At 35.4% G+C, this 22,534-nt stretch carries 21 protein-coding genes, 1 pseudogene and 1 other annotated feature; of the genes and pseudogenes, 18 read left to right on the top strand and 4 right to left on the bottom strand.

Annotation, left to right across the window (positions count from 1 at the left end):
• The first annotated feature begins 73 nt into the window (after window positions 1-73).
• The 12 genes from WAX78_RS00545 to tnpC all read left to right on the top strand — a co-directional run bounded on the left by WAX78_RS00545 (window position 74) and on the right by tnpC (window position 11,597).
• A complete protein-coding gene (locus WAX78_RS00545) occupies window positions 74-721 on the top strand; it encodes an HD domain-containing protein (RefSeq protein WP_336480380.1) in 648 nt (215 codons plus the stop codon).
• Entirely contained in the window at window positions 718-2,610 is a 1,893-nt protein-coding gene (locus tag WAX78_RS00550; RefSeq protein WP_336480381.1) for an ABC-F family ATP-binding cassette domain-containing protein, read from the top strand. Before WAX78_RS00545 ends, WAX78_RS00550 begins: the two co-directional genes overlap by 4 nt.
• A gap of 75 nt (window positions 2,611-2,685) precedes the next feature.
• Window positions 2,686-3,417, top strand: a complete 732-nt coding sequence (locus WAX78_RS00555) for a Bax inhibitor-1/YccA family protein (protein WP_336480382.1) — start codon at window positions 2,686-2,688, stop codon at window positions 3,415-3,417.
• Between the two features lie 159 nt (window positions 3,418-3,576).
• The gene (locus WAX78_RS00560; RefSeq protein WP_336481321.1) at window positions 3,577-3,915 is read left to right on the top strand and encodes a single-stranded DNA-binding protein; all 339 of its coding nucleotides are present in this window, start codon (window positions 3,577-3,579) and stop codon (window positions 3,913-3,915) included.
• Window positions 3,916-3,978: 63 nt separating this feature from the next.
• Window positions 3,979-5,106 carry a conserved virulence factor C family protein gene (locus WAX78_RS00565; protein WP_336480383.1) on the top strand — a complete coding sequence of 376 codons (1,128 nt, stop codon included), beginning with the start codon at window positions 3,979-3,981 and terminating at the stop codon, window positions 5,104-5,106.
• Window positions 5,107-5,111: 5 nt separating this feature from the next.
• Window positions 5,112-5,495, top strand: a complete 384-nt coding sequence (locus WAX78_RS00570; RefSeq protein WP_336480384.1) for a thiol-disulfide oxidoreductase DCC family protein — start codon at window positions 5,112-5,114, stop codon at window positions 5,493-5,495.
• 84 nt (window positions 5,496-5,579) lie between these two features.
• The gene (locus tag WAX78_RS00575; RefSeq protein WP_336480385.1) at window positions 5,580-6,014 is read left to right on the top strand and encodes a BrxA/BrxB family bacilliredoxin; all 435 of its coding nucleotides are present in this window, start codon (window positions 5,580-5,582) and stop codon (window positions 6,012-6,014) included.
• Window positions 6,015-6,059: 45 nt separating this feature from the next.
• Window positions 6,060-6,836 carry a class I SAM-dependent methyltransferase gene (locus WAX78_RS00580; RefSeq protein ID WP_336480386.1) on the top strand — a complete coding sequence of 259 codons (777 nt, stop codon included), beginning with the start codon at window positions 6,060-6,062 and terminating at the stop codon, window positions 6,834-6,836.
• Window positions 6,837-6,876: 40 nt separating this feature from the next.
• Window positions 6,877-7,092 (top strand) — a binding site (T-box leader).
• A 48-nt stretch (window positions 7,093-7,140) separates the two neighbouring features.
• Window positions 7,141-8,829, top strand: coding sequence for an arginine--tRNA ligase (gene argS / locus WAX78_RS00585; protein ID WP_336480387.1), 1,689 nt, complete (start codon window positions 7,141-7,143; stop codon window positions 8,827-8,829).
• Window positions 8,830-9,306: 477 nt separating this feature from the next.
• A complete protein-coding gene (gene tnpA, locus WAX78_RS00590; RefSeq protein ID WP_336480388.1) occupies window positions 9,307-9,627 on the top strand; it encodes an IS66 family insertion sequence element accessory protein TnpA in 321 nt (106 codons plus the stop codon).
• On the top strand, window positions 9,624-9,980 hold the full coding sequence (tnpB, locus tag WAX78_RS00595; protein WP_336480389.1) for an IS66 family insertion sequence element accessory protein TnpB: 357 nt from the start codon (window positions 9,624-9,626) through the stop codon (window positions 9,978-9,980). The genes tnpA (WAX78_RS00590) and tnpB overlap by 4 nt, the downstream gene beginning before the upstream one ends.
• A gap of 51 nt (window positions 9,981-10,031) precedes the next feature.
• Window positions 10,032-11,597: an IS66 family transposase gene (gene tnpC, locus WAX78_RS00600; protein WP_461781918.1), complete on the top strand. Its 1,566-nt coding sequence runs from the start codon at window positions 10,032-10,034 to the stop codon at window positions 11,595-11,597.
• A 231-nt stretch (window positions 11,598-11,828) separates the two neighbouring features.
• On the opposite strand, the gene WAX78_RS00605 is transcribed toward tnpC, so the two are convergent.
• The 3 genes and pseudogenes from WAX78_RS00605 to tnpA (WAX78_RS25095) all read right to left on the bottom strand — a co-directional run bounded on the left by WAX78_RS00605 (window position 11,829) and on the right by tnpA (WAX78_RS25095) (window position 12,886).
• Window positions 11,829-12,194, bottom strand: coding sequence for a hypothetical protein (locus WAX78_RS00605; protein WP_336480391.1), 366 nt, complete (start codon window positions 12,192-12,194; stop codon window positions 11,829-11,831).
• 31 nt (window positions 12,195-12,225) lie between these two features.
• Window positions 12,226-12,740: pseudogene (locus WAX78_RS00610) on the bottom strand (LysR family transcriptional regulator substrate-binding protein); the annotation flags it as partial.
• Entirely contained in the window at window positions 12,722-12,886 is a 165-nt protein-coding gene (tnpA, locus tag WAX78_RS25095) for an IS66 family insertion sequence element accessory protein TnpA (RefSeq protein WP_413789140.1), read from the bottom strand. The pseudogene WAX78_RS00610 and the gene tnpA (WAX78_RS25095), both read right to left, overlap by 19 nt.
• A gap of 347 nt (window positions 12,887-13,233) precedes the next feature.
• Here tnpA (WAX78_RS25095) and WAX78_RS00615 point away from each other — a divergent pair, with 347 nt between their 5' ends.
• From WAX78_RS00615 to WAX78_RS00640, 6 genes are all read left to right on the top strand, one after another.
• On the top strand, window positions 13,234-15,027 hold the full coding sequence (locus WAX78_RS00615) for a TnsD family Tn7-like transposition protein (RefSeq protein WP_336481322.1): 1,794 nt from the start codon (window positions 13,234-13,236) through the stop codon (window positions 15,025-15,027).
• A gap of 77 nt (window positions 15,028-15,104) precedes the next feature.
• On the top strand, window positions 15,105-15,914 hold the full coding sequence (locus WAX78_RS00620) for a TnsA endonuclease N-terminal domain-containing protein (protein WP_336480392.1): 810 nt from the start codon (window positions 15,105-15,107) through the stop codon (window positions 15,912-15,914).
• Window positions 15,911-16,726 (top strand): hypothetical protein, encoded by an 816-nt coding sequence (locus WAX78_RS00625; RefSeq protein ID WP_336480393.1) that lies wholly within the window; start codon window positions 15,911-15,913, stop codon window positions 16,724-16,726. Before WAX78_RS00620 ends, WAX78_RS00625 begins: the two co-directional genes overlap by 4 nt.
• A gap of 8 nt (window positions 16,727-16,734) precedes the next feature.
• Entirely contained in the window at window positions 16,735-18,000 is a 1,266-nt protein-coding gene (locus tag WAX78_RS00630) for a Mu transposase C-terminal domain-containing protein (RefSeq protein ID WP_336480394.1), read from the top strand.
• Between the two features lie 2 nt (window positions 18,001-18,002).
• Window positions 18,003-19,634, top strand: a complete 1,632-nt coding sequence (locus tag WAX78_RS00635; RefSeq protein ID WP_336480395.1) for an ATP-binding protein — start codon at window positions 18,003-18,005, stop codon at window positions 19,632-19,634.
• Window positions 19,635-19,846: 212 nt separating this feature from the next.
• Entirely contained in the window at window positions 19,847-21,754 is a 1,908-nt protein-coding gene (locus WAX78_RS00640) for a TnsD family Tn7-like transposition protein (protein WP_336480396.1), read from the top strand.
• A 29-nt stretch (window positions 21,755-21,783) separates the two neighbouring features.
• Here the strand turns inward: WAX78_RS00640 and WAX78_RS00645 are convergent, their stop codons facing one another.
• Complete coding sequence (locus WAX78_RS00645) at window positions 21,784-22,146, bottom strand: helix-turn-helix domain-containing protein (RefSeq protein ID WP_336480397.1); 363 nt, start codon at window positions 22,144-22,146, stop codon at window positions 21,784-21,786.
• Between the last annotated feature and the right edge of the window lie 388 nt (window positions 22,147-22,534).

Genomic DNA, 22,534 nt, shown 5'->3' on the forward strand with positions numbered 1-22,534 from the left:
ACTATGGGCGGACAAGAAAATATGTGATGAAAAAATGAGGGCGTGTTACAATAATGAATTGGGTGAAGATATTATGAAAAAACAAGAACAAATTGAAAAAACGATTACATTTGTAAAAGGCATATTAGAAAAAGATGCAAGCGGACACGACTGGTATCATATTGAACGTGTACATAAATTAGCGATTGCATTATCTGAAAAGGAAGGTGGAAATCGCTTCATTATTGAAATGGCAGCTTTGCTTCATGACGTCGCAGACGAGAAGTTAAATGAAAGCGAAGAAGCCGGTATGAAAAAAGTAACAGATTGGCTTGAACAATTAGAGATTATACAAGAGGATGTAGATCATATTGTTCATATTATCACCAACATGTCTTATAAAGGTGGACATGGTGGAACGGTAGCGACGTTAGAGGGGAAGATTGTTCAAGATGCAGACCGTCTTGATGCACTTGGAGCAATTGGGATTGCCCGGACATTTGCTTATGGAGGGGCAAAGGGACGTTTAATGTATGATCCGAAAATTCCGCCGCGTGAAGCGATGACGAAGGAAGAATATCGAAAAAGTGATGAACCATCGTTAAATCATTTTTATGAAAAACTACTAAAATTGAAAGATTTAATGAATACAGCTGCAGCGAAAGAAGAAGCAGAAGAGCGTCACTGCTATATGGAGCAATTTATTGATCAATTTATGAAAGAGTGGAATGCACAAATATGAGAATGTTAACAGTCGAAAATGTATCTAAATCATATGGAGATAAACCATTATTTAATGGTCTATCTTTTAGTATTGCAGAGGGGCAGCGCGCTGGTATTATCGGTGTAAATGGAACTGGTAAATCAACGTTATTAAAGATTATTGCAGGTGTAGAAATTCCAGATACAGGAGAAATGACACATACGCGTGGTTATACGATTAGTTATTTATCCCAGCAACCAGATTTTAAAGAAAATTTAACTGTACTTGAGCAAGTGTTCCATGGCGATACACCGTTAATTCGTCTTCTTCGTGAGTATGAACAGACATTATTGAACTTAGAAAAAAATCCAACAAATGAAAAAGCGCAAGAAGCATTATTTGCAGTGCAGCAGCGTATGGATGCAATGAATGCTTGGGAAGCAAATGCAAACGCAAAATCGTTGTTAACGAAGCTTGGTATTACTGATTTTTCTGCGGCAGTAGGAAATTTATCAGGCGGACAGAAAAAACGTGTTGCGATGGCGCAATGTTTTATTCAAACACCAGATTTATTAATTTTAGATGAGCCGACGAACCATCTCGATCATGAAACAGTAGAATGGCTAGAAGAATATTTATCACGATATACAGGTTCTGTTTTACTTGTTACACACGATCGTTATTTCTTAGATCGTGTAACGAACCGTATTTTTGAATTAGATAATGGTAAGTTGTATAGCTATGAAGGAAATTACGGTGCCTTTTTAGAAGCGAAAGCACTTCGAGAAGAACAAGAAATGGCACAGGAAGCAAAGCGTCAAAACTTATATCGTCGTGAACTTGCATGGATTCGCCGCGGTGCGAAGGCGCGATCTACGAAGCAAAAGGCACGTATTCAGCGCTTTGATGAATTGCAAAAGCAAGAAGGGCCAACAGCAAAACAAAACGTTGATATTGCGCTTGGAGGCAGCCGATTAGGAAAGAAAGTACTTGAACTGAAAGATGTGACAAAAACATTTGGGGATAAAACAGTTCTCCGCAATTTCCAATATATTGTGAAACCGGGAGATCGTATTGGTATTATCGGTGCCAATGGTAGTGGGAAGTCTTCTCTATTAAATATGCTAGCTGGTAAAATTACACCAGACAGCGGTGAGATTGAAGTTGGACAAACGGTAAAAATTGCATATTATACGCAAGAAAATGAAGATATGAACTTAAATCAGCGTATGATTGAGTATATTAAGGAAGCAGCTGAAGTTGTTCATACGACTGATGGAAAAACAATTAGTGCTTCGCAAATGCTAGAACGTTTCTTATTTGAGCCGCATACACATGGTACACCGCTTAATAAATTATCAGGCGGTGAAAGAAGAAGGTTGTATTTATTACGCATTTTAATGGGAGAACCAAACGTTTTACTTCTAGATGAGCCGACTAACGATTTAGACACGCAAACGTTAACTGTGCTAGAAGATTATTTAGAAGAGTTTCCAGGTGTTGTGCTTACTGTGTCGCATGATCGATACTTCCTTGATAAAATTGCAGAAGAACTGTTTGTTTTTGAAGGTAATGGTCATGTTCGCATCTTCTTTGGCAGTTATAGCGATTATTTAGATGAGAAAAAAGCACAAGAAGCACTGTTAAAAGTAGAAGTGCAGAAGGAAAAGAAAGTAGAAGAAGCTCCAAAGCAGCAAAGAAAACGTAAACTTTCCTATAATGAACAGCGCGAATGGGAAACGATTGAGGATAAGATTGCAGAACTAGAAGCGAAAATTGAAAGTATTGCAGAAGAATTGGAGAAAGTTGGTGCTGATTATACGAAAGCTCAGCAGCTTTCTGAAGAGCAGCAACAAACAGAAGAAGAATTAGAGCAAACAATGGAGCGTTGGAGTGAACTATCTGACATTGTAGAAGGTTTAAAATAAGAACAAGCTGCATATCTTGAAATATAAAGGGAAAATATTTACACTATTGGTAGAACCTATTTTAGGAGGGAAATCATGCGAACATCCAATCCAATGTTAAAGAAAGAGGCGTTTCGAAAAGAGGGCGTAAGTACTTCAGCGATGACAATCGGTGGTACAGTTGGTAAAACGTTTATTATGCTTATATTGTTATTAGGAACGTCTGTGTACGCATACATGCAGATGATAGAAAATAAGATGCAACTACCAGTATTAATTGGTGCTTTAATTATAGCGGCAATTGTAGCGTTTGCTTCGGCATTTGTACCGCGTATTTCACCAATTACAGCACCAATTTATGCAGCGGTGGAAGGAATAGTGTTAGGAAGTATTTCTGCTGTATATACAATGCGCTTTGGTGATTATATTATTTTACACGCAGTGTTATTAACTATTTCTATTTTACTAGCAATGTTAGTGTTATATGCAACACGTGTTGTGAAAGTGACAGATAAGTTCCGTACAGGTGTTATGGCAGCAACGTTTGGGATTGCGATTATGTATTTAATCGTTTTAGTTCTACAACTATTTGGCGTGCCAGTGCCATTCTTACATCAAGGTGGAACAATTGGCATAATTGTTAGTGCAGTTGTAATCGTCGTTGCTGCATTAAACTTAATGTTAGACTTTGATTTCATTGAAGGTGGTGCGCGCGGCGGTGCTCCGAAGTATATGGAATGGTACGGCGCATTAGGATTAATGATGACATTAGTTTGGTTATACCTAGAAATTTTACGCTTCGTTTCTTACTTTGTAAAAAATGATTAAAATGTGAAATCCTGCATGTTTGTATCATGCAGGATTTCTTTTTGTTTTTTTATAGAGACAAAAATGAGTTTTTTATAAAAAAAATATCTTTTTACGTTTTTTACGGTACTCTTCTTTTTTTCTACAATAAAGAAAAAAAGAAGAGGTGAAATGAATCGTATGATGAATCGAGTTGTATTAATCGGTAGATTAACAAAAGATCCAGAATTATATTATACAAAGCAAGGGATTGCTTATGCGCGTCTTTGTGTGGCAGTAAATAGAGGGTTTCGTAACAGTTTAGGAGAGCAGCAAGCAGATTTCATTAACTGCATGATTTGGCGGAAATCGGCGGAAAATGTAACGATATACTGCAAAAAAGGAGCACTTGTTGGTATAACCGGACATATTCATACGAGTCAATACAATAATGAGAGCGGAAAAAGAATATATAAGACAGAAGTTGTTATTGAAAGAATTACTTTTTTAGAGAAGAAAAAAGAGCAAGCACCTCAGTAGGAGTCTTATTTCAGAACATGTTACAATACAACTAAGAACAGCAATAAAGGAGAGACAATATTCGTGAAGATTAAAGGGATTGAACCGACACCAAGTCCAAATACAATGAAAGTTATTTTAAATGAAGTGTTACCATCAGGAGCGCGTAATAACTATACACGTACTAATATGGGAGAAGCTCCGGAAAGAGTGCAGCAAATTTTACAAATTGAAGGTATTAAAGGTGTGTATCATGTTGCGGACTTTTTAGCGGTAGAGCGTAATGCAAAATATGATTGGAAACATATTTTACAGCAAGTACGTGCTGTATTTGGGGAAGAAGTAGCAACAGAAAGTGAAAAAGAAGCCAATGCGCATTTTGGGGAAGTAAAAGTATTTATTCAAATGTTCTTTACTATTCCTATGCAAGTGAAGTTAACAGATGGTACAACAGAGGAACGAGTTGGATTGCCAGATCGCTTTAAAGAAGCAATTATGAAAGTACAGATGTCTGCGCCAAATGTTGTGAAAGAACGTAAGTGGGTTGAGCAAAGTACACGCTACGGTGACTTTGAAGACATTGGGAAAGAAGTTGTGGAAGAGATTGTTGCGGCATATCCAGCTGATCGTGTAGATGCGATTGTACAAGAATTATTACAGCAAGCAGGAGCGAAAGAAGTAACGATTACAAAACGTCAGCCATATAAAGTAACAGAGGAAATGATGAATGATTCTGATTGGACAAAACGTTATGCGGCACTTGAACAAATGGATCCAACAGAAGAAGATATTCCTGTACTGAAGAAAGCGTTAGAAGATGAAAAAGTATCGATTCGCCGCTTAGCAACTGCTTATTTAGGAATGGTAAAAGGTGATGCCGTATTACCTTTACTGTATAAGGCATTATTAGATAGGTCAGTAAGTGTGCGCCGTACAGCGGGTGACTGTTTATCAGATATTGGTGATCCTGCTGCTATGTTCGTCATGATCAAAGCATTAAAAGATCCAAGTAAACTTGTACGCTGGCGCGCGGCAATGTTTTTATTTGAAATTGGTGATGAAAGCGCAGTTCCGGCACTTCGTATAGCGCAGGAAGATCCAGAATTTGAGGTAGCGATGCAAGCTCGTTTAGCTCTTGAACGTATTGAAGGTGGAGAAGAAGCAAAAGGTTCTGTTTGGAAGCAAATGACGGAGTATCGAAAAGGGGAATAATAGCCATGCTTGTTTTTTATGATAGCTGGTGCCCAATGTGTACAAAGGTTGCAAATCGAACGAAAGAACTAGATAAAAAGGGGAAAATCAAATTTGTCTCTTTTCGCGAAGAAGAAATTGTCCAGGAATATTGCTTATCAGAAGAGATGCAGCAAAATATGGAGAAACAGCTATATATTTATAAAGATAGTCGTTGGTATAAAGGCATTAAAAGTGTAGATGTTTTAGCAAAAGCAATTCCTGCATACTGGGCAATTGTCCCTTTTATTAAATTATCGATTCTGTTTGGATTTGGTCATTTTTTATATGATTATATTGCAACAAAAAGAAAAATTGTCCCCGTTGGACATTGTAAAAATGGGGTTTGCGAACTTCCGAAGGAAAAATAAGAAAGTCATTATGTTTCTTTTGCGTCTATTATTAGAGCGTGATATGATAAATCTGGAATGAAAGTTGAAGGAGAGATAAGTAACATGACAAATGCATACGAAGAATACATGCGTCAAATGGTAATTCCAATGCGCCAAGAGTTAGTACGCGCGGGATTTAAAGAATTAGCGACAGCAGAAGAAGTACAAGAATACATGGAAAATACAGAAGGGACAACATTAGTTGTTGTAAACTCTGTTTGTGGTTGTGCGGCAGGTTTAGCACGCCCATCAGCTGGTCAAGCGGTTGTACGTTCTGAAAAGCAACCTGACAATCTTGTAACTGTATTTGCAGGTCAAGATAAAGAAGCAACAGCAATGATGCGCTCTTACTTTGATGATATCCCGCCATCTTCACCATCTATGGCACTATTAAAAGGTAAAGAAGTTGTTCACTTTATTCACCGTCATGAAATTGAAGGTGCAACAATGGAAGAGATTATTAATAACTTAGAACAAGCTTTTGAAAAGCATTGCTAAAAAGGGAGAGATTTTCTCCCTTTTTCTTTGTAATGAGGTGACAGAATGATTGTAACGACAGCAGGACGAACAAATAAAGAAATGACTGCATATGCTGAAAAAATAGCAACGGATTTGCAAATTTCTTTTCTTGTGAGAAATGATCGTCCTATTTATGAATTACATGAGCAATATAAACAAGATGTACTTGTTGTTGGGAAAAATCGATTAGCGATTTACCCGCAAGGAACGGAAGAATCGTTCTTTTTTCATCCAAATTCAGCAATGTTTCGTGTGAAGCGATTAATGCGCGGTGAACATGATCCATTTCTACAAGCCGCGAAGCTAGAAGAAGGGATGATGGTATTAGATTGCACACTTGGTATGGCATCTGATAGCATTGTGGCAAGTTATGCTGTAGGAGAAGCGGGACAAGTCACTGGATTAGAAGGCAACCGCTATATGGCATATTTGATTGAAAAAGGTCTTCAACAGTGGGATGCAGGTGTAACAGAAATTAACGAAGCAATGCAGCGAATTACAGTAAAGCATACGGAGCATTTATCTTTTTTGCAACAATGTGCAGATCATAGCTACGATGTAGTATATTTAGATCCGATGTTTGAAGAAACAGTATTAGAATCAGACGGTATTCGTGGTTTAAAACATTTTGCATTGTACAACGATATTACGGATGAGACAATTAAAGAGGCTAAGCGTGTAGCGCGAAAACGGGTTGTGTTAAAAGACCATTTTCGTAGTACGCGTTTTGAAAAACATAACTTTTTTGTATATAAACGAAAAAGCTCTAAATTTCATTTTGGTGTAATTGAAACTTGCTAATTGTCAGATAATATGTATAATGGACTATAATCAATTGCATAGAAAATCTTGGATGAAGAGAGTAATTATTTTCAGAAGCGATAGCGAGCTAGGGATGGTGAAAGCCTAGTGCAGAGAAAATAATGAAGCGCACTTCGGAGATGCTGCTTGAACGGTGTAGTAGAGTAAGCCGGGGCTCCCTAACCTCGTTATAAACGGGAAAGTGGTTCATGATGAACAACAAGGGTGGTACCACGGGTGTAAACTCGTCTCTTTTTTAGAAAAGAGGCGAGTTTTTTTATTGATAAAAAGGAGGAAGATACTGATGGAATATAAAATGAAGTTTGCACAGCATGTATTCGATGTATTAGAACCAAGTTTATCATTACAACAAATTGCCGCTTTAATTGAAACACCAAAGCAAGATGAATTTGGAGATGCAGCCTTTCCTTGTTTCACATTGGCAAAACAATATAAAAAAGCACCAGCAGTTATTGCGCAGGAACTAGCAGATAAATTATCTCACCCATTTTTTACAAAAGTAGAAGCGGTTGGACCATATGTAAATGTGTTCTTCGATCGTCAAACTGTAAGTAATGAAGTGTTAAATGCAATACTAGACGAAAAAGAAGAATATGGGCAGTTGCACTTTGGGCAAGAAAAAACAGTTGTAATTGATTATTCATCTCCTAATATAGCTAAGCCATTTTCGATGGGGCATTTACGTTCTACAATGATTGGAAATGCATTAAAACATATATGTGAAAAGTGTGGTTACGAAGTCGTTGGCATTAACTACGTCGGTGACTGGGGAACGCAGTTTGGGAAACTTATTACCGCCTATAAAAAATGGGGCGATGAAGAACTTGTCAAAGAAGATCCGATTCGTGAGCTATTTAAGTTATATGTACGTTTTCATGAAGAAGTAAAAGAATATCCAGAGTTAGAGGAAGAAGGACGTGCTTGGTTTAAAAAGTTAGAAGATGAAAACCAAGAAGCGGTATATTTATGGAATTGGTTTCGTCATGAATCTTTAAAAGAGTTCTCTCGTATTTACGAACTGCTTGGCGTAGAATTCTCGAATTTTCAAGGCGAGGCATTTTATAATGATAAGATGGATGATCTCGTTTCGCTTCTAGAAGAACATCGTTTACTAGAAGAATCAGATGGAGCACAAGTGGTCAATTTAGAAGCAGAAGGAATGCCGCCATGTTTAATTAAAAAGTCAGATGGTGCTACTATTTATGCAACGCGTGATTTAACAGCTGCATTATATCGTCAAAACACGTATGCATTTGATAAAGCACTGTATGTCGTTGGGGAAGAACAAAGTTTGCATTTTTCACAATTTTTCACTGTACTAAAGAAATTAGGATTTGAGTGGGTAGAAGGCATGTCGCACGTTCCATTCGGACTTATTTTAAAAGATGGTAAGAAAATGTCTACTCGTAAAGGAAGAGTTGTTTTATTAGAAGAAGTGCTAGAAGAAGCAATTACGCTAGCAAAGCAAAATATTGAAGAGAAAAATCCTAACTTAAAGAAAAAAGATGAAGTAGCAAAGCAAGTCGGTGTTGGCGCAATTATTTTCCACGATTTGAAAAACGAACGCATGCATAACATCGAATTTTCACTTGAAAATATGTTGAAATTTGAAGGAGAAACAGGACCATACGTACAATACACACATGCCCGTACTTGTTCGCTATTGAAAAAAAGCGATATAGATATTGAGAAACAAGAATTACAGTTAACAGATGATATAAGCTGGACAGTGATAAAATTGTTAAATCGCTTTCCGCAAGTCATTGAAACAGCTTTTGTAAAATACGAGCCATCTCAGATTGCAAAATATTTACTAGACGTGGCGCAGGCGTTTAATAAATATTATGGTAACATTCGTATTTTAGAAGAAAATGCAGAGAAAGAAAGTCGACTTGCACTCGTATATGCGGTGGAAATTGTATTAAAAGAAGGTTTACGTTTGCTTGGGATGGAAGCGCCTGAGGAGATGTAGAGGATGTGAAAGAGAAGGGAATTGTGACAAGTGACAAGTATTAATGTTACTATCATAAAATTTACAAGTATCAGTGTTACTATAACGGAATTTACAAGTATTAATGTTACTAATGAATGAAAAAAGATATTTGAATAAAAATAATTTATTTTAAATAAAAATACATTAAAATAACAAAGTACTACTATGATGATTTCGCTTTTCTTGTTGTTGTTTGACCATTTTATGTAATACTTTTAAGATGTGGTTTGCTTAAGATTTTATTATTGTTAATATAAACAAACTAAATACCAAAATTCTCTCCTTATGTAAATAACTCTTCGTACGCTTTATTACCAAACGCATGAGGAGAGTTTTTAAATTTTCTTTTAATACCATACAGTTATTTTGGTAGTAAGCGTCAAACATTCCCCACCTACAATTTGTAAATAACCCATGAGATAATCTCCGTACATACTACATGTGGAGGTTTTTTTTATGAAAAGACACCTATTAAAGAAAGAATGGGAAACTAATATTCAAGACTATAAAAACAGCGGATTATCAAAAGTTGCCTGGTGTCAGAAACAGAACCTACCGGTTCATCGGCTATATTACTGGCTAAACAAATTATCACCTGAAACGGAAGATCAAAATAAAAATGAGCGTGTGAATTGGATTTCTATGAATGTCCCTGTCGTAGAAGAAAACATACATGCCACCATTCGAATTCACATGCAAGAAGCCACTATTGAGTTAGATGTGCCTTTTACTCCACAAGTGCTCCTACAAGTGATACAGACGGTGAAACAACAATGATATCCGAAATCGCAATTGAAAAAGTATATCTTGCACAAGGGGCAACAGATTTACGTAAATCAATTGATGGACTAGCAGCTATTGTAAAGGAAGAATTTGAGTTAGACCCTTTTTCTTCTTGTTTATTTGTTTTTTGTAATCGCTCACGCGATAAACTAAAAATTCTTGTTTGGGAACATAATGGTTTCTGGTTGCACTATCGCAGATTGGAAAAGGGAACGTTTTACTGGTCAACTGGTCATCGGGGTGTGCCACTTACCATATCAAGACGACAATTGAGATGGCTTCTTGATGGATTTGCTTTTCAACAAAAACAAGGTCATCAAGCCGTACATGCGAGAACCATTCTATAAAAATCATATATGAAAAAGGAATTTGGATGATTTTATCGAATGGATTTATCTATGAAAACAACACTCTCACATTCAAAACAACCCACAATTGAATCACTTCAAGCTCAAGTAGAGGAACTCACGGAAAAAGTGAAATGGTATGAAGAACAATTTCGTCTTAGTCAACAAAAACGGTTTGGTACGTCTAGCGAAAAAACACCTAATAATCAACTCGCTTTAGAACTGTTTAATGAGGCTGAGAAAGAAAGTGACTCTGAAACCCCTGAATCAGCTGTTGAAACAATCATCTATAGTCGTAAGAAGAAACGCGGTCATAGGGATGAGTCTGTCCAAAACCTTCCGGTTGAAACGATTGAATATCGTTTACTTGATATGGAACAGGTTTGTTTGTGCTGTGGTGGTGCTTTGCATGAGATGAGTGTAGAAGTCCGTAAGGAACTGACGATTGTCCCTGCGGAAGTAAAGGTGACGGAACATAAGAGGTATGTATACGCTTGTCGTAAGTGTGAATTAGATGAGGTATCTACACCGATTGTGACGGCTAAGATGCCAGCCCCTGCCTTTCCTAAAAGTATCGCTTCCCCATCGATTATGGCGTATATCATGACACAAAAATATGTAGAAGGATTGCCTCTTTATCGTCAGGAAAAGCATTTTGAACGAATGGGAATTTTCTTATCACGACAAACGATGGGAAATTGGTTATTATATGGGGCGGATCGATGGTTAGTGGCTTTGTATGAAAGGATGCATGAACATTTACTTACTCGAACCATTCTTCATGCGGACGAAACAACCTTCCAAGTCTTACGCGTACCTGGTCGAGCCGCAACAACCAAGTCCTATCTGTGGTTATATCGTACAGGACGAGAGGATATCCCTATTGTCCTCTATGACTATCAACCTACAAGAGCAGGCGAACATCCGAAACGTTTTTTAACTGGTTTTGAAGGATATTTACAGGTAGATGGATATAGTGGTTATCATCAAGTACCGGATGTCACCCTTATCGGATGTTGGGCGCATGCGAGACGAAAGTTTGATGAAGCCTTAAAGGCTTTACCTGATTCACAGAAGGGGAAAAAAGTGAAGGCGAGCGAAGGTTTACACTTCTGTAATCAACTCTATTCGATTGAAAGGAAGCTCAGACATGTCAACCCTACCGAGCGATATGAGCAGAGACTGAAAAAAAGCAGGCCCATTCTGGACCTTTTTTCAGCATGGCTTCATGAACAGAAAGATCGTGTTTTACCAAAAAGTGCGCTAGGCAAAGCCATCACTTATTGTTTGAATCAATGGAATCATCTTGAAGCTTTTTTATTAGACGGTCGTTTAGAAATCGATAACAACAGAAGTGAACGTTCTATTAAACCGTTTGTAATCGGGAGAAAAAATTGGATGTTCTCAAATACACCGCGAGGTGCCAGAGGAAGTGCCATCATGTATAGTGTGGTGGAAACTGCAAAAGAGAATGGTTTAAGTCCTTATCATTATCTTCGTTATTTATTTGAAACACTTCCCAACATCGATTTAAACAATAAAGAGGAAATGGATAAAATCTTGCCGTGGTCAGCGGATTTACCATCTAGCTGTAGAGTGCCGAAAAAAGTGAAGTAAACAAAAAATAACTCCAAAATCAACTTTTATTGTATATTTTGGAGTTACTTTACGTTTACTTTTAAACTTCCATTTCTCGTACAATTTGGACAGAAAATTATAAAGAAAAAGCTCCCCCTGCATATAAGGGATAAGCTTATTTTACAAAGAAAACAGCTCTTGCATCTCTTCAATAAATAATTGGACTGCAAAAATCATTTTTTTTTACAAAAATCTTATAGAAATGAGCCTTTAAAACTGCCCATTCTTTTCCCAAGATTCGACGATGTAATGTGCCAGTTGTTGGTCGTAGCCTTTTCCAATTAAGAACATGATTGCAGCTAATTCAGTCATAGCGTGGGGAATGGGATTGTGTTGAGTTTCTTGAATTCCATACTGTACCCAAGGTCTAACAATTTGTAGAACTGGATCTTTTAAATAAAGATAGTGAGTACCCACAGCATGTTGAATTTGCTGTGGAGTGGGTTCTTGAGGGATATATTGCTGCTGGCGTAAATTAGGATGCTGAGCTTGTTGAGTGTGTTGTGTATCATTCGGATATTGTGGGTATTGCTGATTAAAACGAGGATCATTCGGCATTTGAGAATTAGTATACATGAATTTCCTCCTTTTATTTGCTATATATACATTATATTAATGTACATAAAAAGTTATGTTGAGAAATAGATAATTCCCCTCCAGGATGCTCCCTTTCCATGGGGAAATGCGATGATTCCTTTAATGAAGGGACAGCTAGACCTATTTCTCTCCAAACTTGTGGTTCTAGCTCTCGAGTTCGACATTCGGGGGTAGATTAGATAAGGATAACTCAGCTAAGATGGCCAATCCTAGCCCTTCTTGTATCATATTTAGTGATGTCGTTACAGTAGAAACTGCATATTCAATGCGGAGCGGTACTCCGTCTTGTTTAAACATATCGATAATCGGAGGTTCATATCCCCCTTTAAAAATAATGATTGGTTCATTATTCAAATTCTGTATTGTAATAGCTGATTTCTTATATAGGGTGTGATCATCTCGTAGTACCACAACCATTTTCCCCCTTGTCAATGGGATAATTTTCATTTCTTCATTTGGAAGGATAACTATCCCGATATCGATGACGCGAGACAATAACCAATCTTCTACTTCCTTAAGTGTTCCTTTTGAGGTGATAATTTTTTCAACCAATAGTAAAGCCGATGAGCCAGTAGGTTCTGTTTTTGACACCAAGCAACTTTTGATAATCCACTGTATTTATAGTCTTGAATATAGGCTTCCCATTCTTTTTTTAATAGGTGTTTTTCCATAAAAAAACTTCCACATGTAGTATGTAAGGAGATTATCTCATGGGTTATTTATAAATGGCAGGTGGGGAATATTTGACGCTTACTTTTGGTAACTGTTTAGTAGCTTCATAAATTTGAAAAGAGAGATGAAATCACTTTTGACAAATTTCTATGTGCCCTTCTGTAAAGAGATTAGAAGATAATACATTATAAGTTAAATTTGTAATAATGATAGTTATCAGAATTTTTGTTACTATAAGTTGTAGTAGTTAATAAATGTTGAGATGAACTGAAATTTAGTTATTCGTAGCAAGAAATTCTATTCTATTTATTAAGGGGGAGTTTCTATATTATCTTTTTTTCCTAATATTTATGAAAATGAATTGATGTATAGTGTGTTTGCACGTTATCACGTTAGAACAGGCCATACTGCTTATAGGCAGACAGTATTTGAATTAATTGATAAAAAGGGTATAAGAATACATGCCGGTATTCCAGCAAATTTAATATACTTACACGAAAAAGTAAGTGGACTATTTGAAGTAGGAAAGCTAGAGGAATGGATAGAAAATTATACATTATACAATTATATTTCTAATTTTGCTAAGAATACAGTAAGAGATAATTTATTGGAAGTTATGAGAGGAAACTTAAAGATGAACTCGATTAACGTACAGAAGCTTTATTCTAATGAAAAATTTAGATATTGTCCGAAATGCATAGTGGAAGATTATGAAAAGTATGGAGAGACTTATTGGAGAAGAGATCAGCAGTTAATAGGTGTATTTATTTGTCTAAAACATCAGGAATTATTAAGACATAGTGATGTTTTGTGGAATCCATTTTTTAAAGGAGATAGCTATAAACTCGAGCAAGCTAATTTGGAAAACTGCCCTCTCGAACGAGAATCGGTATATAAGGTTAATAATAATACTTTAGAATGGTTAATAAAAATTGCGGAAGAATGTACTAAAGTTGCAAAGAGTAGTATCCCAATTGATTTTGAAGAAATTCCCACAATATATCGATATTTGTTGCGTAGAAAAGGATATATAAGTGGTAACGCAGTGAGTTCAGAACTACTTTATAGAGATTTTAAGGAATTTTATGGAGAAGATACCTTACACTTTCTAAAAGCAGATTTTGATGAAACTAAGAGAAGTAATTGGTTATATATTATAACTAAAAAAATTCAGCAAACTTTTCATCCGTTAAAGCATGTTCTTTTAATTTTATTCTTAGATGAAAATATTGATACTTTCTATAAGTATAGCAATACACCCATCAATCCTTTTGGAAATCCACCTTATGTATGTTTAAACCCATTTTCCTCACATTATTTGCAACCGGTTATTCAAGAAACAAGACTACGTGTTTATAAAGGACAGGAACTTGGTTATTTTGAATGTAGTTGTGGATTTAAGTTTACTAGAAAAGTAGGGGATACCCAAGTACGTGTATTTCAAATTAAAGACGTAGGACCATGGAGAAATGACTTTGAACGTTTACATAAGATTGTTAAAGTTGTCCTAAATATCAAAGAATATACGCAATATTATAATTTGTATAGAAGGTATATGGATTACACAAGCGGACAGAAATTAAAAGGTGCTAGAAAAGATTTAGATTATTATAAAGCAAGATGGCTAGCCGCAATGAAAAAGTACCCTAACCATTCTATAAGTAGTTTACGCAATGAATCGTATAGTAAGGAATTTAGTCTTTTGTTCAGACATTGCCCAGAATGGCTTAAGGAGAACTGTCCTAACGTAAATAATCGGGGTATTCGCCCTATTAATTGGGGAGAAAGGGATAAAAAAATATTAAATGAAGTAAAAATAGCAGTTCAGAATGTGTTGAATCAGAAAAAACCACAGCGTATAACAATTAATAGATTAAACAGGGAAATATTAGAGAGTGGAAAAATTGATCGTAGATATCTCCAATATTTACCTAAGACTAGATGTTATTTAGATTCGATATTAGAGTCAGTTGAGCAGTTTCAGATAAGGAAGATAAACCATGTACTTAAGGAGCTAATTAAAAGGGGAACGAAAATAACATATTATAATGTTCGCAGAGCCGCTAATATTAATCAAGATTATATAAGTGAAGGTGCACATGAAAAAATCATAGAAATAGTAAACAGTTATAATCTATAGGTATTTTCTAAAATAATAATTGTATTGTTGTAGTTTGCTAGGTTTTAAAAGTTAAGCAAGTGAATGGAGGGAAGGAAGTGGGAGGTAAGAACTACGGATGGACAGAAACGCGTATTAATCGATATATAAAAGAGGGGAGAGGAACAGGAGAATTAGAACGTTATAAACCATGGTTAAAGGTGGATGACGTACCTTCTGAAGGAAGGCAACATAAGGAAAAGGGATGGAAAACCCAGAGAGAACACCATCTTATGTCTGACTTAGAAATGAAATTTTTTTATTTACTAGAATGGGTAGATGAAGTTGTTGACATATATGAACAGTATCCATTAGACATTCAAGCAACAGAACAAATTAGCAAGCAAAAAAATATTAAACATCCAATAGATAATAAAACAGGTGTGTTAATACCATTTACAACAGACTTTTTAATTAAAGTTCTTCAGAATGGAAAGATTAAATATTTAGCTCGCACTGTGAAACCTAGTGAGAAGCTGGAAGATTCACGTGTGTTAGAGAAATTAGAAATTGAACGTGAATACTACATATCTAAGGAAATAGATTGGGGTATTGTCACTGAAAAAGAACTTTCATCAAATGAAATTGTGAACATTAGTAAATTTCATTCTAACTATTGGTTACATGCGGAATTAGAGCAGTATAGTTGTTTATTCATGAGGTATTTTTTAGAGGCAGAAGATGGACAAAATATTATAGGCATAGCTAATGATTTTGATATTTTATATGATTTGCAAGTAGGATCTGCTCTAGCTATTTTTAAGCACTTAATGGCAAGAAAAAAGATTTTATTAAAGGATATGTCTTTACTTCTTACATTTAACATGTACAAGAAAGAGTTTAAAATAAACTATGAGGATCAAATATGATTTATTTTACTGTTAATGAAATATTACATGAGGTAGGTAGCGATAGGTATTATCGGATTCTGTGGATAGATGAAGAGTACACTTCTTCATATATTATTAATGTTAAAGATAAAAATGCATTACCAATCGAATATCCTATTAGTCTATTGGATGAATATGTAGAGAAAAGATTGTGGGAAAAAGAGAAGAATGATTTGTTCATTATTTATAAGAAACCAAGAAATGAAGAACAACAGAGACTTAGGGATGAATTGTGGGGAATTCTGTATCCTTTAATAACTGCAGAACCTGAAATTTATAAAAGTGATACAAGAGGGAAGTTACTAAAGGGTGCTATTAAAGAGTCAAAAATGACTAAGCCTAGAATTTATAGATTACTTAGAAAGTATTGGCAAAACGGAATGAATCCAAATGCTATTCTCCCGAATTATGAAAGAGGAAAAAGAGATCATACAGAAATAGAATATAAAAGTAAGACAGGAAGACCAAGAAAAGACGGAAATACCGGTATTAGCGTTAATAAGGATATATTAGAAATCATTAAGAAAGCAGGGAAAAAGTACTACTTAAATAATAATAAGGCAACGATGTTATATGCATACGAAATGATGATTAAGGAGCATTTTAGCGAGTATGAATACTATGATAATGGAATTTTAAAGAAAGCTATTCAAAATCCAAACCAAATACCGACAATACGCCAATTTAGATATCATTTAAAGAAATTATTTTCATCGGAATTTACTATAAAAAAGCGAAAGGGTAATAAGAAGTTTGAAAGAGAATATAGAGAAAAACAGGATCTGTCTTAAATGAGGTAATGGGACCAGGAGCAAGATTTGAAATAGATGCGACGGTTGGTAATGTTTATTTAGTTTCTAGGTTTAATAAAGGTTGGGGAGTAGGGCGTCCTATCATTTACTTAGTAATTGATGTATATTCTCGGTTAATAGTAGGAATGCATGTAGGACTTGACCATCCTTCTTGGAACGGTGTTATGATGGCTATTATGAATACTACTCAAAACAAAATTGAATTTTGTAAGGAATATAGTATTGAGATTACAGAGGGGAAATGGCCTTCTGCTCACGTGCCAGAACGTTTTTTAGCTGATCGGGGAGAAGCTTTATACAAAGGTGCAACATCGTTTATTGAAGGAATAAATGTTTCAGTTGATCACACTGCTAGTTACAGGGCTGATATGAAGGGAACAATAGAGCGTTCATTCGCTAGTTTAGATGCAGCGTTAAAACCATTTTTACCAGGCTATATAGAAACAGATTTTCAGGAGCGGGGAGCAAAGGATCCTCGAAAACAAGCAGCTTTAACAGTTGAACAGTATACAAAAATCATTATATATTTTATTCTACACCATAATAGTAGGTATATGAAAGAATACAAACGGAATAAGGAAATGATTGAACAAGATGTATCTCCAATTCCTACAGAATTATGGCAATGGGGAATTAAAAACCGGTCAGGTAAACTGCGTTCTTTTCCCCAGGAATTTGTACGTTTTTGTCTATTACCGCGTGCGCAGGCAACAGTAACACAACTAGGTATTAAATTTAAAAAAATGCATTATACTTGCAATACAGCTATTACTGAGCAATGGTTTTCTAAAGCTGCCATTAAAGGTAACTGGAAGGTTCAAATTGCATATAATCCGAGAAACTTAAACCACATCTATATTATCATGGTGGGGGAAGAGAAAATCGAAAAATGCGAATTATTAGAAAAGGATAACATTTATAGAGATAGATGGTTAGAAGAAATAGAGAACCTATGGGAGCAGGAAAGGAAGCGAGTAAGGCAAAAGGAACATGAGCAATTGCAAGAAAAAATTAATTTTATTGCAGAGATTGAATCTGTAACACAAGAAGCAAAGAAAACAGAAATAAAGCAATCTAAAGATAATGATAAAACTAAAAATATTCGAATGAATCGCGCTTTAGAGAAGGCTGCAGGCAATTTTGAAAATTCAAAGGGCAAACAAGTTCCTCCAACTAGTACTGCTCCGGTTCGGTATACTGAGGCTCGAAAAGGAAGTTTAGAGGAGATGTTTAGAAGGAGGAAAAAGGAGTAGTCATGACTGATAAAAGTATAAAATACGAAAGTATAATATTGGAAAACGGTAAAGAGGCTCAAAAAGCTTATTATTATAAGCAGAATCTCACGAAATATCAAGGCAACCCTTTGATTGAGGCGCTTCCCCCAATCTTGGAGGATGAGGAAGCCTTTGATCTTATGATTCATGAGCCACCTATGGATGAGAATGTTCAGCAATTAACTAAAGCTGAAAGATTTCATGCTATAACAACAGTTTTCCAGTTTTTTCAACCCGTTGTACGCCATCTAGAATTACAAAGTCGTTTCTCGCGTTTTATTCGCGACGGTTATATATCTAGAAATCCAAATAACCCTCAAAATGTGCGCTTAATAAATGAGTGCTATAACAATCTGGTTAACAATAAGGGGCTTACTAATATAAAAGATTCACGTTCAACATCGTCAAGTTTTGCAATTATAGGTTTTCCTGGCGTAGGTAAATCAAGTGGTATTCAACGAGTGTTAGACTTATACCCACGTTTAATTTTACACAAGAGTCCTATAAACGCCATACAAATAGTTTGGGTGAAAGTTGACTGTCCCAATGATGGATCCTTAAAAACATTGTGCTTAGACTTTTTTATAAAAATTGATGAGCTAGTAGGAACGAATTATGCTGTAAAGTTTGGAAAGCGTGGAAATATAAGTACGATGGTGCTGCAAGTAGCTATGATAGCGCGTACTCATCATATTGGAGTGCTTATTATAGACGAGATACAACATATTTTAGCAAAACGTGGGGGAGCGCAGGATATGTTAAACTTCTTTGTTACGCTCTCTAATGAAATTGGTATACCAGTTATTATGATTGGAACAATGAAAGCTAGAAAAATCTTTCAGAATGATTTTCGACAAGCACGAAGAGCTGGTGGACATGGAGATATGGTTTGGACACCTATGGAATATGACATAGAATGGACAATGCTGATGGAGCAGATGTGGAAATATCAATGGGTAAAGAACAAGACATCTCTTTCAGAAGAAATGAGTCAGGTACTCTATGATGCGAGTCAAGGAATAGTGGATATCGCAGTGAAACTTTTTGTTTTAGCTCAAGCTAGGGCTATTTATGACGGTACAGAGCTAATTACTCCAGACCTTATCTATCAAACGGCTGATGAAGATTTAAAGCTAGTTAAGCCTATGTTAAAAGCTTTGCGTGATGGATCAGAAATAGATTTGGCTAAATATGAAGACATTACTCCAATAGACATTGATATGTATCTAGAAAAATACAGACTAAAATTTGATATGAAACAAAGAATTAATTCTTTGTCGGAACAGAAGCGCATAAAAGAAAAAGAAATTAGAGATTTAGAAAAAGCGGTTTCTTCCTTGGTACATCTTGGTTTTGATGAAGATAAAGCAATGCACAAAGTTGACAAGATAATGAAACAGAACCCACACTTTGATTCTATACAGCTAGTACAGAAAGCGATAAAGGAACTACAGCCAGCGGAGAAGCCCAAGTTAAGACGGGGGAAGAAAAAAATAAAAGACGTAATGCTACTTGATATTGTAAATAAGGGACGTGATAATAAGCAAGCTGCCTACGAGTCTTTAAATCTCGCTAGCTGGATAAAAAAACCTTTTGAGGACTGGTCTATGTAAACTAAGTTAACGTTAAATTTTATATTTAAATAAAGTAAACAATTCTTTGTCCTAAATTCTAAAAAAAGCTGAATAGTGACCTGTTTTAAAAGAGCTATGTACCTTAAGAGATTCAGCCCTATGGACATTCTTATTAGTCCAGGGTGAACATTTTAACCCGGCTTTTATTATAATTTAAGAAATAAATTTGTAAATATATATAAGGAGAGATTATGTTTACGTTTTTTCCTAATATGTACGAAGGGGAAGCTCTATATAGTGCCTTTGCTCGATATCATGTACGAACTGGACATCTGAGTACAACGAACACTATGCAGGCTTTATTTGGTTCTAAAGGCGTAAATAAAAATATTAGTATAGACCTACCGACTTCACTTCTTTCTGTTTATAAAAGAGCACTTCATTTTGAAATGAAGCCCATTGAAGACTGGGTTTATAAACATACCTCTTACCCATACTACGTAGCATTTACTAATAAAGATATTCAGCATAATGCGTACAAAATGATGCTGCAAGGTACAAAAAGCGGCTCATCGGTTATGTCATTAATCGGTAGTAGCGCTTCTTTTATTCAGCCACCTAGCCATCTACGCTTTTGTCCAGAGTGCTTAAAGGAAGATATGGTTATTCATGGTGAATCTTATTGGAGAGTGCTACACCAGCTTCCAAGTGTGTTTATATGTCCAAAACATGAAATATCGCTACATAAAAGTAGGGTAGAATATAAAGGAATATCAAGAGTGAAATATATAACAGCATCATTAGATGTTTGTAAGGGTAGTCCAGTCATTGCAGGTTGTAGTGAAAGGTTATATGATAACTTAATAAATTTAGCCAAACAAAGTGCAGTGTTGTTAAATTCTAACATATTTTATGAACGAGATGGTTTGCGGGAACGGTATAAGGTTTTTTTGAGGGATAAAGGATACGTAACTACCGAAGGAATATACCGTCAACAATTGCTCAGAGAAGACATAATAGAATTCTATGGTCAACACGGTTTATTACTATTACAGAGTCATTTACCTAATCAGACAGACACATGGCTAAAATTAATACTTACTCGAAAAAATTATACATCTCATCCACTAAGGCACTTACTTTTATTACAATTTATTGGTCAGGATATCTATGATATGAAACGAGAGATAGAATTAGAAAATCCGTTTGGAAAGGGTCTGTATCCCTGTTTAAATAAGGCCGCTATACATTATGGAGAGGATATAATCTCTCATGTAGAATTAGAGTATTGCAGCAGGAGAAAGTGTACTATCGGTGTATTCTACTGTGAATGTGGCTTTGTATATACCCGCTTATCCGAGAGGGATGATAAATATAATTTATATAAGTATAACAATGTAAGAGAGTATGGAGTTTTATGGAAGGAAAAGGTATTAGAAGAAAGGGCTAATGGAAAAACATTACAAGAAATTGGAGATAGATTAGGTGTGCATCGTGTAACTATAAGTGCGCATCTAAAATCGTATAATCTTGAAGAGGTGAAGAAGCAGCGTCAGGACGCACTTATGCTGGAACGAACAGAGGCATTTGTAAGTCTTAGAGAATTATATCCTAATGATAGTATGACACAACTAAGAAAACGTAATCCGGCTCTATATGATTGGCTAAAAATCCATAATAAAGAATGGTTGTATGCTAATCGACCAGCACCGCAAAAGGTTAAAAGGGTTTCAAAAAGAAAGACTTCATGGAATGAGAGGGACAAAGAAATTCTGCAAGATTTACAGAAAGAAGTAAAGGAATTACGTTCTCAAAAGAAGCCTATTCGAATCACCCAAACTAGACTAGAGAAGAGTACAGGCCATAGATACTCTCTTCGAAATCACATAGATAAACTACCGTATTCAAGGGCATATTTAGAGAATGTTGTTGAAACAGTAGAAAAGTTTCAAATACGCCGTATTCAATGGGCAGCTAGTGAGATTTTCAGAGAGGGGAAGTTGATGTCACCATATCAAATCAGGTTAAAGGCAGGGTTTCTTAATCTGAAAAGAATGTCTGAAGAAATATGGAAAGAAATACATTATCAAGTGAATATGTATACAAATCCTATAAACTTTAATATGAAGGAAATGATGAATGATAAAGGCGATGTTTAATCGCCTTTGTATTAGGTGTAATAATGTGTTTAAGATTTAAATTCTTTGCTATCAACGAATATAGATAAGTCGTGAAGAAAATTAAGAATAAATTTTAGTTCTGAGCTTTCTTTATCAGACAATAATGTATCAATTGCTTTAACAAGCTCATTTTGTTCAATAGTGTCTAGAGAATCAACGCCACGAAAGTTAAGTAGCGTCTTTGGTGAAACACCTAGACCAATAGCAACTTTTTCGAGGCTAAGTAATGATATATTCCTCTCACCGCGCTCTATACTACCAATGTAGCTTTCTTGTAACCCGGTCCGTTCAGCCAATTCTTCTTGTGTAAGACCTTGTTTTTTGCGTAATAAACGCACATTTCCGCCTACACTTTTCAGAAAGTCAGACATATGTATCACCTCTCTATCAGATTAGAGAAGGATAAATATAAAGTTAAGATGATTAAATTAGCTTAAAAAGAACTTATAAGTTCTTTTTTGTGGTCTATGTCTTAAAATCTTTCCGTAAATCTCATTGTGTCGTTTTAGAATAATATTTAATTAATCTAGTATTAAAAGCGTTGATAAGCTAACCAAAAAAGAGCTGTAGATTTGAAATTAAGTCGTAATGTTTATAAAAAAGATACGTCTTTTTAAATAAAGTTGGATCATTTTTTTAGTTGCACCGCTTTAAAAGATTAGATATGATTATCTAAATAATAGAATGTTTAATTTCAAAGAGTTTAGGTACTACACTTATATGAAGTTCCTGTGAAAAAGTTATGCAAGAGCATCAAAA

The organism is Bacillus yunxiaonensis (genome assembly GCF_037104695.1).
In the GTDB taxonomy this organism is placed as follows: Bacteria; Bacillota; Bacilli; order Bacillales; family Bacillaceae_G; genus Bacillus_A; species Bacillus_A yunxiaonensis.